Origin of the sequence: Erwinia endophytica (genome assembly GCF_009295515.1) — a bacterium.
GTDB lineage: Bacteria > Pseudomonadota > Gammaproteobacteria > Enterobacterales > Enterobacteriaceae > Erwinia > Erwinia endophytica.
In genome coordinates this window covers 39,533-54,025 of sequence record NZ_RQVV01000040.1, presented here as the reverse complement: position 1 = coordinate 54,025, position 14,493 = coordinate 39,533, and the positions used below count along the sequence as shown (strand labels likewise).

Annotated in this window: 13 protein-coding genes; 8 read left to right on the top strand and 5 right to left on the bottom strand. The window is 51.3% G+C overall.

What is annotated here, in order from left to right; translation table 11 throughout:
* The first annotated feature begins 402 nt into the window (after window positions 1–402).
* The gene (gene bepA / locus EH228_RS12675; RefSeq protein WP_152322020.1) at window positions 403–1,863 is read left to right on the top strand and encodes a beta-barrel assembly-enhancing protease; all 1,461 of its coding nucleotides are present in this window, start codon (window positions 403–405) and stop codon (window positions 1,861–1,863) included.
* An 11-nt stretch (window positions 1,864–1,874) separates the two neighbouring features.
* Window positions 1,875–2,237 (top strand): arsenate reductase (glutaredoxin), encoded by a 363-nt coding sequence (arsC, locus tag EH228_RS12670; protein ID WP_152322019.1) that lies wholly within the window; start codon window positions 1,875–1,877, stop codon window positions 2,235–2,237.
* A gap of 66 nt (window positions 2,238–2,303) precedes the next feature.
* Here arsC and hda read toward each other — a convergent pair whose 3' ends face one another.
* The 3 genes from hda to upp form a co-directional block, all read right to left on the bottom strand.
* Window positions 2,304–3,005, bottom strand: a complete 702-nt coding sequence (gene hda, locus EH228_RS12665) for a DnaA inactivator Hda (protein WP_240116287.1) — start codon at window positions 3,003–3,005, stop codon at window positions 2,304–2,306.
* Between the two features lie 92 nt (window positions 3,006–3,097).
* A complete protein-coding gene (uraA, locus tag EH228_RS12660; RefSeq protein ID WP_152322017.1) occupies window positions 3,098–4,381 on the bottom strand; it encodes a uracil permease in 1,284 nt (427 codons plus the stop codon).
* 122 nt (window positions 4,382–4,503) lie between these two features.
* Window positions 4,504–5,130, bottom strand: coding sequence for a uracil phosphoribosyltransferase (upp, locus tag EH228_RS12655; RefSeq protein ID WP_152322016.1), 627 nt, complete (start codon window positions 5,128–5,130; stop codon window positions 4,504–4,506).
* Window positions 5,131–5,375: 245 nt separating this feature from the next.
* On the opposite strand from upp, the gene purM reads away from it, so the two are divergent.
* Both purM and purN read left to right on the top strand, forming a co-directional pair.
* Window positions 5,376–6,416, top strand: a complete 1,041-nt coding sequence (purM, locus tag EH228_RS12650) for a phosphoribosylformylglycinamidine cyclo-ligase (protein WP_152322015.1) — start codon at window positions 5,376–5,378, stop codon at window positions 6,414–6,416.
* On the top strand, window positions 6,413–7,051 hold the full coding sequence (purN, locus tag EH228_RS12645; RefSeq protein ID WP_152322014.1) for a phosphoribosylglycinamide formyltransferase: 639 nt from the start codon (window positions 6,413–6,415) through the stop codon (window positions 7,049–7,051). Before purM ends, purN begins: the two co-directional genes overlap by 4 nt.
* A gap of 173 nt (window positions 7,052–7,224) precedes the next feature.
* Here the strand turns inward: purN and EH228_RS20220 are convergent, their stop codons facing one another.
* A complete protein-coding gene (locus EH228_RS20220) occupies window positions 7,225–7,374 on the bottom strand; it encodes a hypothetical protein (protein ID WP_193323339.1) in 150 nt (49 codons plus the stop codon).
* A 135-nt stretch (window positions 7,375–7,509) separates the two neighbouring features.
* Between EH228_RS20220 and ppk1 the strand changes: the two genes are divergently transcribed.
* The 3 genes from ppk1 to tehB are packed head-to-tail and all read left to right on the top strand — an operon-like array spanning window position 7,510 to window position 11,711.
* A complete protein-coding gene (ppk1, locus tag EH228_RS12640; RefSeq protein ID WP_152322013.1) occupies window positions 7,510–9,570 on the top strand; it encodes a polyphosphate kinase 1 in 2,061 nt (686 codons plus the stop codon).
* Window positions 9,571–9,576: 6 nt separating this feature from the next.
* A complete protein-coding gene (gene ppx, locus EH228_RS12635) occupies window positions 9,577–11,109 on the top strand; it encodes an exopolyphosphatase (protein ID WP_152322012.1) in 1,533 nt (510 codons plus the stop codon).
* A complete protein-coding gene (gene tehB / locus EH228_RS12630) occupies window positions 11,106–11,711 on the top strand; it encodes a tellurite resistance methyltransferase TehB (protein WP_152322011.1) in 606 nt (201 codons plus the stop codon). Before ppx ends, tehB begins: the two co-directional genes overlap by 4 nt.
* Here tehB and EH228_RS12625 read toward each other — a convergent pair.
* Complete coding sequence (locus EH228_RS12625; protein WP_152322010.1) at window positions 11,701–13,971, bottom strand: sensor domain-containing phosphodiesterase; 2,271 nt, start codon at window positions 13,969–13,971, stop codon at window positions 11,701–11,703. The two genes, tehB and EH228_RS12625, sit on opposite strands and share 11 nt — an antisense overlap.
* A 300-nt stretch (window positions 13,972–14,271) precedes the next feature.
* Here EH228_RS12625 and EH228_RS12620 point away from each other — a divergent pair, with 300 nt between their 5' ends.
* Window positions 14,272–14,451: a YfgG family protein gene (locus EH228_RS12620; RefSeq protein WP_152322009.1), complete on the top strand. Its 180-nt coding sequence runs from the start codon at window positions 14,272–14,274 to the stop codon at window positions 14,449–14,451.
* The last annotated feature ends 42 nt before the right edge of the window (window positions 14,452–14,493 follow it).

Below are 14,493 nucleotides of genomic sequence, written 5' to 3'. Positions count from 1 at the left end.
TAAACATCCATTTACCCTACCGTAACCTGACGGCCCCTCTTAGTTACACCTTTTTTCAGAGTAAACCTCATCGTTTTTCGTTCTATCATCAAATTAACTGAATAAATTAACCTGAATTTAATCAATTACACTTGTAGAACTAAAAAAGTTAACAGTGTCGATCCAGCCAGAACCGCAAGGGTATTTCCATCATATCACGCTGATGAGAACCTCAATGGCGGTTCATATTGTTCAATTTTTTATGTCATTGATGACTATTGATAACATTCTGCTGCATTTTATCCCTCCCTCAGACGTTTCTTTCCGCCAGTCCAGTAGTTAAGATACCCATAAGGAGATTTACGGCTCGGAAAGGCTGGCCGGCAACGGCTAAATGAGGACCTCATCAGAATAGGATTCAGCATGATTAACCGATTGAAAAAATGTGCGCTGGTCTCGCTGATTGCTGCGCTGATGTCGACATCAATACCTGTCTTAGCCGATGTTAGCGATAATCTGCCCGATATTGGCACTACCGCTGGCGGCACACTCTCCATCAACCAGGAAATGCAGATGGGCGACTTTTATGTCCGCCAGTTGCGTGCCAGTGCGCCGTTGATTAACGATCCACTGCTGAATGACTACATCAATCAATTGGGACAACGGTTAGTCACCCATGCCTGGTCGGTAAAAACGCCCTTCCACTTTTTTCTGATCAGTAATGATGAGATTAATGCTTTCGCCTTTTTTGGTGGCAACGTGGTACTCCATTCCTCGTTGTTTCGCTATACCGATAACGAGAGTCAACTGGCCTCAGTAATGGCACATGAAATCTCGCACGTGACCCAGCGTCACCTGGCACGTGCGATGGAACAACAACAGCGTGACGCTCCCCTGACCTGGGTTGGCGCGCTGGGTTCGATTCTGTTGGCGATGGCAAACCCACAAGCGGGGATGGCAGCCTTAAGCGGTACGCTGGCTGGCACCCAGCAAGGGATTATCAGCTTTACTCAGCAAAACGAGCAGGAAGCGGATCGCATTGGTCTTCAGGTCTTACAACGCGCAGGGTTCGATCCGGAGGCCATGCCTGATTTTCTGCAAAAACTGGCCGACCAGTCGCGCTTCGCTTCTAAACCCCCCGAAATATTGCTGACTCACCCACTACCGGACAGTCGTCTGGCGGATACGCGTAACCGCGCTAATCAGATGAAGCCCGTCAAAGTACAATCGTCACAGGATTATTACATGGCGAAAGTGCGGGCACTGGGCATGTACGCCACCGGGCAGAACCAACTGACTGATGATCTGCTGACGACCCTCAGTAAAGGCAACAGCCGGGAGCAGACTGCAGCCCAGTATGGTAAAGCGGTGCAGTTTCTGCAGGCGAAAAGTTTCGATAACGCCAAAAAGATTATCGCGCCGCTGTTGGCAAAACAGCCGGATAATATCTGGTATCTCGATATTATGACCGATATTGAGATTGGTCTGAAACAACCTCAGCAGGCTATCGCCATGTTACTGGCCGCCAAAAGCGTCAGCAATAACCCAGTTATCCAGTTAAACCTGGCCAACGCCTATGTGGAAGCGAAGCAGCCTGCAAATGCCAGTAAAATTCTCTATCGCTACACCTGGGCGCACAAGGACGATCCTAACGGCTGGGATCTGCTCGCACAGGCTTCAGCCGATCAGGGTCTGACTGACGAAGAACAAGCGGCCCGGGCTGAAAGTCTGGCACTGAATGGCCAGCTCGATCAAGCGATCAGAAGCCTGAGCAGCGCCAGCGCCTCCGTTCCGCTGGGCAGTTTGAAACAGGCCCGTTACGATGCCCGTATTGACCAGTTGCGCCAACTCCAGCAACGTTTTCGCCAGTACCAAAAATCATAAGGATGTAAAACATGTCCGACGTACAGATTTACCATAATCCACGCTGTTCCAAGAGTCGTGAAACGCTGTCGCTGCTGCAGGAACAAGGGCTCACCCCTGAGGTGGTGCTGTATCTGGATACGCCGCCCGATGTCGCAACCTTACAGGCGCTGCTCAAAAAACTGGGATTCAGTTCAGCCCGCCAGTTGATGCGCACCCAGGAAGAAATCTATAAAACGTTAAATCTGGCGGACAAGACTCTGAGTGAGGCTCAATTGTTGCAAGCGATGGCAGAACACCCGAAGTTGATCGAACGTCCTGTCGTCGTAGCCCACGGTAAAGCGCGGCTGGGCCGACCACCCAGGCAGGTACTGGAGATTTTAACGCCACAGTGACAATAAATCTTGCGGCCACAGTATGACGCCGTGTTGAGGTTGAATGACGCTGAAGCACCGGGAAGGTCAGAGACCGAGTGCTTCTTTAACAAAAGGGATGGTCAGTTTGCGCTGGGCGCTGATCGAAGCATGATCCAGCTTGTCCAGCGTCACAAACAGCGTGCGCATCTCGCGATCAAGACGCTTGAGCAGAAAACGCCCAACATCCTCCGGCAGCTCAAATCCTCGCAGTCTGGCCCGCAGTTGCAATGCCTGCAATTTATCGTCGTCCGATAACGGCTGCAAACGGTAAATCTGTCCCCAGTCGAGGCGCGAAGCGAGATCAGGAAGTTTCAAATTAAGCTGGCGTGGCGGGCGATCGCCGGTTATCAGCAGACGGGTTCTGCCGGTTTCAAGAATGCGATTATACAGATCGAAGATCGCCATTTCCCAGAGCGCATCCCCGGCAATGCACTCAATATTGTCGATACAGACCAACGCCAGTTGTTCCATCCCATCGAGTACTTCCGGCACAAACCAGGTACGCTTATCCAGCGGCACATAACCCACGGCTTCGCCGCTGGCTGAAAGTTCCGCACAAGCTGCATGCAGCAGATGGCTGCGTCCACCGCCTTCACGTGACCAGAAATAGAGATAGCTGCCATGCTCCTGTTGCAACGCGCTTTGCAACGCAGCAATCAGTGACGGATTATCCCCTGGCCAGAAACTGGCAAAGGTCTCGTCATCAGGTAGATACAGTGGCAATGACAGCTGTGCCGGTGTGTTCAGAAGCACCTCAAGTGTTGGTCGGACAAAATCCGGCGCAAGTTTATCATAACTTGGCGAAGATAATGAAACAGGCAGACACCGCAGCCCGGCGTCTAGCTGGGATCACGCTCCTGCGGATCGAGAACTTCGTCTTCTGGCCGACTCAGGCTGATGACCTTGAAAATCAGACTCAGACAGATACCCACAATGGTCGCCAGTGCCATCCCTTTCAGCTCAGCGGCACCAATATGCACCGTTGCGCCGCTAACACCGATAATCAGGATAACGGCGGTCAGGATCAGGTTCTGCGCCTTGTTATAATCGACTTTCGATTCAATCAGCACGCGGATCCCCGACGCGCCGATAACCCCATACAGCAACAGTGACACACCGCCCATGACCGGAACCGGCACAGCCTGAATAGCCGCAGCCAGTTTCCCCACGCAAGAGAGCAAAATAGCCAGAATAGCCGTACCGCCAATCACCCAACTGCTGTAAACCCGGGTGATCGCCATAACACCGATATTCTCACCATAAGTGGTGTTAGGGGTGGAGCCAAAAAAGCCCGAGATAACCGTTGAGATCCCATTGGCAAACATCGAGCGGTGCAGACCCGGATCTTTCAGCAGGTCTTTCTTGACGATATTCGCGGTGACCACCAGATGCCCGACATGCTCAGCGATCACCACCAGCGCCGCAGGCAGGATAGTCAGCATCGCATACCATTCGAAACGCGGTTTGTAGAAGGTGGGCAGTGCAAACCACGGGGTGGCCGCTACCGCAGACCAGTTAACAATGCCCATAAAGTAAGACAGCGCATAACCCGCCAGTACCCCGATTAGAATGGGGATAATGGCCATAAAACCACGAAACAGCACCGAACCGAACACGGTCACGCCCAGGGTAACCATGGATATCAGGATGGTTTTACCGTCAGCGGGAGTACCGCTGGCAGGCAGCAGTCCGGCCATATTCGCCGCCACGCCAGCCAGTTCAAGGCCAATCACCGCGACGATGGCGCCCATCGCCGCCGGCGGGAACATCACATCCAGCCAGCCAGTTCCGGCTTTTTTGACAAGCAGCGCCACCAGACAGAACAACACGCCGCAAAGGATAAAGCCGCCCAACGCCACTTCATAGCCCAGCGGCAACAACAGCAAAACCGGGGAAATGAAAGCAAAGCTGGAACCGAGATAAGCGGGAATTTTACCTTTACAGATAAACAGATACAGCAATGTGCCAATACCGTTAAACAGCAATACGGTAGCCGGGTTAATATGAAAAAGAATGGGCACCAGCACCGTTGCGCCAAACATAGCGAATAAATGTTGCAAGCTGAGTGGAATGGTTTGCAACAGTGGAAGGCGCTCGCTAACGCCGATAGCGCGACGCGTCATCGTATTTATCCTTTTAGTTTTGCCGAAAAAAGCCGACTCTCAGGTCGGCTTGGGCATTAAAAAATTAAAATTCGTGCCCCCCTGACAAAGGAGACTTTGTTGCAGGCCGGGCTGAGTCATCGTTACTTAGTACCAAAAATTTTATCGCCTGCATCGCCCAGCCCCGGGATAATATAGCCTTTTTCGTTCAATCCCTGATCGATTGACGCAGTATACAACTCCACGTCCGGGTGCGCTTTTTCCAGTGCGGCAATGCCTTCCGGCGCGGCCACCAATACCAGCACTTTAATGCTACTACAGCCCGCTTTTTTCAGCAGGTCGATAGTGGCAATCATTGAACCGCCCGTCGCCAGCATCGGATCGACCACCAGCGCCATGCGCTCTTCTATATTGGAAACCAGTTTCTGGAAGTAAGGTACCGGCTCCAGCGTCTCTTCATCACGGTAAACGCCTACCACGCTGATACGCGCGCTGGGGACGTGCTCAAGCACCCCTTCCATCATGCCAAGACCAGCACGCAGGATCGGTACCACGGTGATTTTTTTGCCTTTAATCCGTTCGATGGCGACCGGGCCGTTCCACCCTTTGATCGTGACAGTTTCCGTCTCTAAATCAGCAGTGGCTTCATAGGTCAGTAAACTTCCCACTTCTGAAGCGAGTTCACGAAAACGCTTGGTGCTGACATCATGTTCGCGCATCAGGCCCAGTTTATGTTTGACCAGCGGGTGTTTGACTTCCACGATCTTCATTGTTGTTCTCCCGGAGTGTTAAGCTACAAAAAAATCGCGAGATTATAGCGCCATTTGTCTGCTCTGCCCTACCAATTAATCCCTTTTCTGACGGTTTCCTCATGCTGTGATTAAGCATCGGCTAAAATTTATCTATCCGCAATATGACAGCAGAAGGCACTCGCAAACGTTTGCCTGCACTGCTAGAATTAGCGCGCTTTATTTTCCATACCACCACAACCGCATAATCGCGTGGGGATTTCGCAGTGACCGATAAAACCTCTCTCAGCTATAAAGACGCCGGCGTAGACATTGACGCGGGCAATGCTTTAGTCGAACAGATCAAAGGTGTCGTGAAAAAGACCCGTCGCCCAGAAGTGATGGGAGGACTGGGCGGTTTCGGCGCACTTTGTGCATTGCCGCAAAAATACCGTGAGCCCGTGCTGGTTTCCGGTACTGACGGTGTTGGCACCAAGCTGCGTCTGGCGATGGATTTGAAACGCCACGACGCTATTGGTATCGATCTGGTCGCGATGTGTGTGAATGATCTGGTGGTACAGGGTGCTGAGCCGTTGTTTTTTCTCGATTATTATGCGACCGGCAAGCTGGATGTCGACACCGCGGCCAGGGTGATAACCGGTATCGCCGAAGGCTGTTCTCAGTCAGGTTGTGCGCTGGTTGGTGGCGAGACGGCAGAAATGCCGGGTATGTATCACGGCGAAGATTACGATGTAGCCGGTTTCTGTGTCGGCGTGGTGGAAAAATCAGCCATCATCGACGGCAGCAAAGTACAAGAAGACGATGTGCTCATTGCTCTGGGTTCAAGCGGTCCACACGCTAACGGTTTTTCACTGGTGCGTAAAATTCTGGCCGTCAGCCAAACGGATCCGGCAGCGACCCTGCTGGAAGGCCGGCCAATAGCAGATCACCTGCTGGCCCCAACCCGTATCTATGTGAAGAATATCCTCAGCCTGATCGAACACGTTGAGGTCCACGCTATCGCTCATCTGACCGGCGGCGGCTTTTGGGAAAACATCCCTCGCGTGTTGCCAGAGCACACTCAGGCGGTGCTGGAAGAGTCAAGCTGGCAGTGGCCGGCCATCTTTCGTTGGATGCAGGATGCCGGTAATGTCAGCCGCTTTGAAATGTACCGTACTTTTAACTGCGGCGTTGGCATGATCATCGCCCTTAGCGCTCACGACGCTGACAAAGCGCTACAACTGCTGACTGACGCGGGAGAGAAAGCCTGGAAAATCGGCGTGATTAAACGCGCGGATTCTGAGCAGCAAGTGGTTATTAACGCATGAAACGATTAGTCGTGCTGGTTTCCGGCCAGGGAAGCAATCTTCAGGCAATTCTGGATGCCTGCCAGCAGGGACGGATCCACGGTAATGTCGTTGCCGTGTTCAGTAATAAGTCCGATGCCTTTGGACTGGAGCGGGCACGTGAGGCCGGGGTTCCCGCCCATGTCCTTCTCGCCTCGCAGTTTGCTGAGCGTGAAGCTTTTGATCGTCAACTGATGCGGGAGATCGGTGTCTGGGAGCCCGATCTGTTACTACTGGCAGGCTATATGCGGATCCTCAGCCCTGCGTTTGTGCAACACTATGCTGGCCGGATACTGAATATCCACCCTTCCCTGCTGCCGAAATATCCTGGCCTGTATACCCACCGCAAAGCGATTGAAAACGGTGATAAAGAACACGGCACCTCGGTACATTTCGTCACTGAGCATCTGGACGGTGGCCCGGTGATTCTGCAAGCGAAAGTGCCGATTTTTGCCAATGATACCGAACAGGACGTCACTGCCCGGGTCAAAAACCAGGAACATGCCATCTATCCGTTAGTCGTGAGTTGGTTTGTTGAAGGACGACTGGCGTTACGCGATGGCGCGGCCTGGCTGGATGGTGAAAAATTATCCCCCGCAGGGTATGCGGTCGACTGAGCTGTCTGCGGATTAAATACCGGCTCAGGAAAACCTGACTCAACCATAACAACCGGTAACGCTGACACGGTGTGATACACAGGGTGTCCATCTCACCCAATTCCGCCACACGGTCCTGCCGCATCATGATGCACACCAGCGTGAAATGCTGTTTCAAGCTGCTCATCAGTTCTTCAATTACCCGTCGTTACTGCTGTCGACTGGATACCATCATTCTCTTTCGCTTCCGGCCACAGCGCCACTGCACGCAACTGCCGTTCTACCGTGTCATAAGGATCCGGCCGTCGCCCCCTGTAACCGCTGGACAGATACCCCATTTTCATCAGGCGTCGTTATGTTGCCCGGATGTAGTTAACCTAAGACGATAAACAATGTCCGTGGACATCACTGCCATACTCTCGCCATAATGATACTGAACAATGACCAGTTTCAGGCGGGATCTGCAGATCGGAGTAAAAATGGGTCAGGAAAAATTGTATATAGAAAAAGAGTTAAGCTGGTTATCGTTCAATGAACGCGTCTTACAGGAAGCGGCGGATAAAACCAATCCATTGATTGAACGGATGCGCTTTCTTGGTATCTATTCCAATAATCTGGAAGAATTCTATAAAGTCCGCTTCGCGGATTTAAAGCGCCGCATACTAATTGGTGAAGAACAGGGTTCTCCTAATACCCCCCGTCATTTGTTAAATAAGATTCAGGCCCGGGTTCTGAAAGCCGACCAGGAATTTGACAGTCTGTACAATGATTTGTTGCTGGAGATGGCGCGTAATCAAATTTTCCTGATCAACGAGCGCCAGTTGTCCCCCAATCAACAGAACTGGTTACGCCACTACTTTAAGCATCATCTGCGCCAGCACATCACTCCGATTCTTGTCAATCATGACACTGATCTGATTGCGTTTTTGAAGGATGATTACACTTATCTGGCGGTAGAGATAATCCACGGTGAGGCGATCGACTACGCGCTGCTGGAAATTCCCTCCGATAAAGTTCCGCGTTTTGTCAATCTGCCGCCGGAAGCCCCTCGCCGTCGCAAGCCAATGATTTTGCTTGATAATATTCTACGTTACTGTTTGGGTGATATATTCCGGGGCTTTTTTGATTACGATGCACTTAACGCCTATTCAATGAAGATGACCCGCGACGCCGAATACGATCTGGTGACGGAAATGGAATCCAGTCTGCTGGAATTGATGTCTTCCAGCCTGAAACAGCGCCTGACGGCCGAGCCGGTTCGTTTTGTTTATCAACGTGATATGCCGGATGCGATGGTGGAAATGCTGAGTAAAAAGCTGAACATCAGCAGCTACGACTCCATTGTACCGGGTGGCCGCTATCATAATTTCAAAGATTTCATCAACTTCCCTAATGTTGGCAAAGCCAATCTGGTGAACAAGTCACTGCCACAGCTACGTCATATCTGGTTTGACCGCTTCCGCAACGGCTTTGATGCAATCCGCAACCGCGATGTGTTGCTCTATTATCCCTATCACACCTTCGAACATGTGCTGGAACTACTGCGCCAGGCGTCGTTTGATCCGTCCGTGCTGGCGATCAAAATTAACATCTACCGCGTGGCGAAACATTCACGCATTATCGATGCGATGATCCACGCAGCCTACAACGGTAAGAAAGTGACCGTGGTAGTAGAACTGCAAGCGCGCTTCGATGAAGAGGCTAATATCCACTGGGCGAAACGCCTGACTGAAGCGGGTGTGCATGTTATTTTTTCCGCTCCTGGTCTGAAAATCCACGCCAAGCTGTTCCTGGTATCAAGACGTGAGAAGGGTGAAATTGTCCGTTATGCTCATATCGGTACCGGTAACTTCAACGAAAAAACCGCGAGACTTTACACCGACTATTCACTGCTGACCGCCGATGCGCGGATCACCAATGAAGTGCGACGTGTCTTCAATTTTATTGAAAACCCTTACCGTCCGGTGAGTTTTGAAAATTTGATGGTGTCGCCACAAAACACTCGCCAGGTACTGTATCAGTTGATCGACAACGAAATCGCCAATGCGCAAAACGGTATCCCGGCTGGCATCACACTGAAGGTCAACAACCTGGTGGATAAAGGGTTGGTCGACCGGCTTTACACCGCCAGCAGCGTCGGCGTGAAGGTCAATCTTTTAATCCGCGGCATGTGTTCGCTGATCCCCGACCTGGAAGGCATCAGTGAAAATATTCGGGTGATTAGCATCGTTGACCGCTATCTGGAACACGATCGCGTCTATATTTTTGAGAACAGCGGCGATAAAAAAGTGTTCCTTTCTTCGGCTGACTGGATGACCCGCAATATCGATTACCGTATTGAAGTGGCCGTCATCATACTGGACCCCATTCTGAAACAACGGGTGTTGGATATTATTAACATCCTGTTGAGTGATACGCTTAAAGCGCGCTACATAGATAAAGAGCTCAGCAATCGTTACGTTCCACGCGGCAACCGTCGCAAGGTTCGTGCACAGTTAGCTATCTATGATTACATTAAATCGCTGGAACAACCTGATTAACTCACTATGCCAATATCCCAGAAGAATACCCCCAAACCACAGGAATTCGCCGCCATCGATTTGGGTTCGAACAGTTTTCACATGGTGATTGCTCGCGTGGTCGACGGCGCCATGCAGGTACTCGGCAGGTTGAAACAACGCGTGCATCTGGCCGACGGTCTGGATAACAATAATAAACTGACAGAAGATGCTATTCAGCGTGGCCTGAGTTGTCTGACGCTGTTTGCTGAACGTTTGCAGGGATTCAATCCGGCGAATGTCACTATTGTTGGCACGCACACGCTACGCCAGGCGATCAACGCAGAGGATTTTTTGCATCGAGCCGCAGAGGTCATCCCCTACCCGATTGAAGTGATTTCCGGACACGAAGAAGCGCGGCTGATCTTTATGGGCGTCGCGCATACGCAGCCGGAAAAAGGCCGTAAACTGGTTATCGATATCGGTGGAGGTTCAACCGAAATGGTGATCGGCGAAGGTTTCGAACCCCGTCTGGTAGAAAGTCGGCGGATGGGATGCGTTAGCTTTGCCAATATTTATTTCCCTGGCGGCGTTATCAGCAAAGAAAATTTCCGCCGTGCGCGCCTGGCCGCCGCGCAAAAGCTGGAAACGATAGCCTGGCAATACCGTCTGATGGGCTGGCAGTCTGCACTTGGGGCATCAGGAACCATCAAAGCCGCCTGTGAAGTGCTGCTGGCGATGGGCGAGAAGGAAAAGCTGCTCACACCGGAACGACTGGAGATGCTTTACAATGAGGTCATCAAATATAAATCGTTTGATGCCCTCAGCCTGCCGGGTTTATCAGACGAACGCAAAGTGGTCTTCGTACCTGGACTGGCTATTATCTGCGGCGTGTTTGATGCGCTGGTTATCCGCGAATTGCGCCTGTCAGATGGCGCATTGCGTGAAGGCGTGCTGTATGAGATGGAAGGCCGCTTCCGCCATCAGGACATTCGTAGCCGTACAGCGCAAAGCCTTGCCAATCATTATGCCATTGACAGCGATCAGGCCAGACGCGTTCTGGAAACCACCGAGCAGTTGTATGTACAATGGCGCGATCAAAACCCAAAACAGGCAAACCCACAACTGGCCACCTTGCTGAAGTGGGCGGCGATGCTGCATGAAGTGGGGCTAACCATCAATCATAGCGGCCTGCAACGCCACTCCTCCTATATCCTGCAAAATACCAATATGCCGGGTTTTACTCAGGAACAACAAACGCTGCTGGCAACCCTGGTTCGCTTCCATCGCAAGGCGATAAAAATTGATGAAATGCCCCGTCTGACGCTGTTCAAAAAGAAACAGTTTCTACCGATGGTGTTCCTGCTACGCCTGGGGGCGCTGCTGAATAACCAGCGCCAGGCGACGAACCGACCTTCCTCGCTAAAACTGGAAACCGATGACGGGCACTGGACGTTGACGTTTCCTCGTGATTACTTCAGCCAAAACACGCTGGTTCAGCTCGATCTGGAACGTGAGCAGCACTACTGGAAGGAGATAACCGGCTGGCAGTTAATTATTCAGGAGGAACCTGCAGAATGAACGACAAAGCGGAAGGCTATTACACGGAAAAATACCAGCTCACCGCTCCCCACTCCGAAGTGGTGGAAGCGGTTAAGTTCATCCCGCCAGGACGTGTGTTAGATCTGGGTTGCGGCAAGGGACGCAATGCCCTGTATCTCAACCTGAAAGGGTTTGATGTCACCGCCTGGGATCGTAATCCGGCCAGTCTGGCGCAGCTTAACCAGATCATTGCTGACGAAGGTCTGAGCGCCATTCACACCGCCGAGAAAGATCTCAATGATCTGCGTTTTAATGGCGCTTATCAGTGGGTAATTTCTACGGTGGTCATGATGTTCCTGCAACCGAACAGCATTCCGCAGTTGATAGCCGACATGCAAGCCAGCACGATTCCGGGCGGCTACAATCTGGTTGTGTCGGCAATGGACAGCGAAGACTATCCTTGCAACGTCGGCTTCCCATTCACTTTCAAATCCGGCGAACTGAGCGAGTACTATCGCCGCTGGCATATCCTGAAGTACAACGAACACGTGGGCCAACTGCACCGCACGGATGAACACGGCAAGCGCATTTCTCTCCGTTTCGCCACGCTGCTGGCCCAAAAAACACAACTCAAAAACTAGTCACCATCTCCGTCTCTGAAACGATTCTCCGCGCTGCAATATGACGCCTGTCAGCTATCTCTTCCAGAAGGCATGGCTGACCATATAGCGGCCCTTGCAGGTAATCGACCCCCAGCCCACGCAGCAAATCGTCCTCTTCTTTTACTTCCACACATTTAGCCAGGATCTGCATCTTTTTCAGCCGGGCAATGACGCAAGTTGACTCAATAATCTGATAATCCAGGCTGCTATGCGTCATGTTACGCACAAAATTACCGTTAATTTTCAACATATCGACCTGTAGTTCTTTCAACCTGGCATAGCTGGCATAACCTCGACCAAAATCGTCAATCGCGACCCGACAACCAAGGTTTCGCAACTGAGCAATGGTACGGTTCCCCCAACTATAGTCGGTCAGGCTCGGCGACTCTTCCACATCAAAAATCAGTTGCCAGGATTCAACATTATACTCCCGCAGTAACGCCTCCACTTCACGAGCCAATTGTGGACGGCAAAGAGTGGCAGCGAACAGACTCATTGAAAAACGCAGCCCTGGCAGAGTTGCCCGGTGTTGATTAATAAATGTCAGCAGTTGCACCAATACCCACCGATCTACATTCCAGTGCAGGGCAAATTCGTTGACCACCAGATGCAACAATTCTGGTTTGACTTCATCGCCCTGACTGTCTTTCATCCCGGGCGTTATCTCGTAATAATCATCGCCGCGTACACCGCAAATTTTTTGCGCCGTCAGTTGGAAACCCTCGGTTTTCAACGCCAACTGAATATCGTTCAGCAGGGTGATTTTTTGGGTAACAAGACGTTGTACCGACAGTTTGGCATTCTGTTGCAGGTTCTCCACCACCCCACTGGTCAGTGACACCCCGGCCATCCCACTCATCTCTCCCAATAATTCATAAAGATGAGTCACCGGCGGACGCACACTACAGTAGCTCAGCCCGACCTGGGGTTGGATGGGTAGCCCCTCCCAATTCAGATAATAGTCTTTCAGCCGGGCCGCGATGTTCTCGATCCTCTCCAGATGTCCTTCATCCTTCAGGCGCATTACCAAATCAAATCCGGGCAGTTGATAAACTTCTTCACCCGGCAGTAAATCGACCTTTAGATGGCTGGCCAGGCTGCGCTTGTACTGGATACGTAGCCGCAGACCATAGGTCCGGCTCAGACGATCCAGGTCTGGAATACTCAGAAAACACAATGTGGAGCGCGAATTTTTTTCCAATGCATGACTTAGCGCACGTAAATTAGGCATGTTCATCACCGGATCGTTCAGCGCGGCAGCTTTAGCCATGGCTAAGGTGCCGCGCTGGCGCGTACTGATGGCGGACATAAACAAAATAGTCAAACTAAAAATCAGCAAGTTCGCCGACAGAACCGCCAGGTTATAAGGATCGGTGGTCGGGTGAAGAAAACGATCGCGCAGTTGATACAACACCACCAACAACAAGGCCCAGCTCAGCGAAGTGCACAGGTAACCAAAGCGCATCGCTGCCCACAGCATCAATGGCAGAAGTAACGGCAGGCCATAATCAGTACTCAGCAAATTATGTTTTGATTCGTTAAACTGCGTCAGCAAAACCAGCAGAAAAGCCACCAACCCAATCCAAAGCAGACATTCACTCGTTTTGACGCCTGGCGAAACTTGTCTGATGATACGTTGCCGGGCCAGACGAATAAATCGGGGATTACGCAGGCAACGAATGAACAGATAGCAAATTTGTACCATGGTCAGGCATGACAATAAGGCAGACTGCCAATTGAGCAACGTATGCAATGAAAACAGCTCGTGCGGAAAAACGGACTGACCCAGCGGCATCATTCCGATCGACACCATCAGCTGTGTAGCGAAAACAAGCAGAGTCGGGATCAAAAAGCTTAACCAGAACAAACGAATCGGCATCATTCGCAGGTCGCCGTAATCGACACTCCATCGGCGCCGAACCTGGATGCGGTAACCTGCCCAGCCGCAAACCAGTACGCTGATAAAAACGCAAACAATAATGGCCGCCTGTGCCGGAGGATAATGATGAAAATAGTAGGTTATCAGCCCGAGGATAATGCCTGGCATCGCCCCCCAGTCATAGACCTGTAACATTGCGATCATCAGCGCCAGCGGCAGGTAGATCAGATAGACATAGCCTCCCGGGACCCATAAGCGCACGGACAGCATCGAGGACACAGGCATCAGGATCAAGGGTAACAGAAGAGCCAGTCCCCAGGAACTATGGTAAAAACGGCTCAGGCAAGGTGAAATTCTCATTATACTCGTTACAGGTTTGGGCATAATTTGCCCGGAAAAAGCAAGTAATCAGACAGTGCGACACTGGATCTTGCGCAATACTAGGGATAAATTCAGAGGTTAATTTGACGCAGATCAATTACCAGCGTTTTTTTCTTATCTGTATGTCTGCGGTTTAGAAAAGGGACCTGGTTTCAAGATATATTTTATTCCTGCCATGTCACAGGAGGGGAGCGCCGAACGGACGGTTCACATTGACCCGCCTGATAAGCTGTGACTAAATGGCATCGTCGCCCTCGGGCTTACTTCAGGATTAACTGCGTGAACCGCGCCATGTCATTTATCAGAAAACGTCAGAAAACCAGTCGGATGACTCGTATCGTACTGCTGGTCAGTTTCATCATCTTAGTGGGACGCTTAATTTACGTCATTCCTGGTGCTATCGCCCACCATCAGCAAAAAAAACAGGATGTTCCTGTCTCCACGACCCTCACTAAATAGTCATCGTGGCGGTAGCTGGCGACCTGACCTACGGAGTTGCCT

Coding starts and splice junctions, on each gene's coding strand:
- bepA (WP_152322020.1), top strand. CDS start 403: ATGATTAACCGATTGAAAAAATGTGCGCTGGTCTCGCTGATTGCTGCG.
- arsC (WP_152322019.1), top strand. CDS start 1,875: ATGTCCGACGTACAGATTTACCATAATCCACGCTGTTCCAAGAGTCGT.
- uraA (WP_152322017.1), bottom strand. CDS start 4,381: ATGACGCGTCGCGCTATCGGCGTTAGCGAGCGCCTTCCACTGTTGCAA.
- upp (WP_152322016.1), bottom strand. CDS start 5,130: ATGAAGATCGTGGAAGTCAAACACCCGCTGGTCAAACATAAACTGGGC.
- purN (WP_152322014.1), top strand. CDS start 6,413: ATGAAACGATTAGTCGTGCTGGTTTCCGGCCAGGGAAGCAATCTTCAG.
- EH228_RS20220 (WP_193323339.1), bottom strand. CDS start 7,374: ATGAAAATGGGGTATCTGTCCAGCGGTTACAGGGGGCGACGGCCGGAT.
- ppk1 (WP_152322013.1), top strand. CDS start 7,510: ATGGGTCAGGAAAAATTGTATATAGAAAAAGAGTTAAGCTGGTTATCG.
- ppx (WP_152322012.1), top strand. CDS start 9,577: ATGCCAATATCCCAGAAGAATACCCCCAAACCACAGGAATTCGCCGCC.
- tehB (WP_152322011.1), top strand. CDS start 11,106: ATGAACGACAAAGCGGAAGGCTATTACACGGAAAAATACCAGCTCACC.
- EH228_RS12625 (WP_152322010.1), bottom strand. CDS start 13,971: ATGAGAATTTCACCTTGCCTGAGCCGTTTTTACCATAGTTCCTGGGGA.